Origin of the sequence: Idiomarina sp. 28-8 (assembly GCF_000320945.2) — a bacterium.
GTDB classification, from domain to species: domain Bacteria; phylum Pseudomonadota; class Gammaproteobacteria; order Enterobacterales; family Alteromonadaceae; genus Idiomarina; species Idiomarina loihiensis.
The window spans coordinates 76,564-77,088 of sequence record NZ_DF266790.1 but is presented as its reverse complement, the minus strand read 5'-3'; the positions used below and the strand labels follow the sequence as shown (position 1 = coordinate 77,088).

Genomic DNA, 525 nt, shown 5'->3' with positions numbered 1-525 from the left:
AACTTTTGACGCAAGGCATCTATTACGTCGGCCGTGTCATCAACCGATAAGGTGGTCTGGCTCATGTAATGCAGGTTACCGGGATCTTTCACTTCCAGCTTGGCAACATCTTCCGGCGACTCCACCAAATAAATGCCACCCTCAGAATTATTATATTGGCCCATAGTCCCTTCAACCTCAGGGTGTCCTGCGTGACCAATTAAAATACATTCATGCCCTTTACGGCTGGCACGGGTAACTTCCATATGGACTTTGGTCACCAATGGGCAAGTCGCGTCAAATACTCGCAAGCCGCGATCTTTGGCTTCTTGTCTTACCGCCTGAGAGACGCCATGGGCGCTAAAAATAACAATTTGGTCGTCTGGTACTTCGTGCAATTCTTCAACAAAGACCGCACCGGCCTCGCGCAGTTTACTGACAACATATTTGTTGTGAACCACCTCGTGACGCACGTAAATTGGCGGCTCAAATATTTCTAAAGCCCGCTCAACAATAGTTATAGCGCGATCAACTCCGGCACAAAAG

At 48.4% G+C, this 525-nt stretch carries 1 pseudogene; it reads right to left on the bottom strand.

The features are described from left to right. Positions 1-525 (bottom strand): annotated as a pseudogene (gene ispH / locus RJ32_RS15205) (4-hydroxy-3-methylbut-2-enyl diphosphate reductase); the annotation flags it as partial.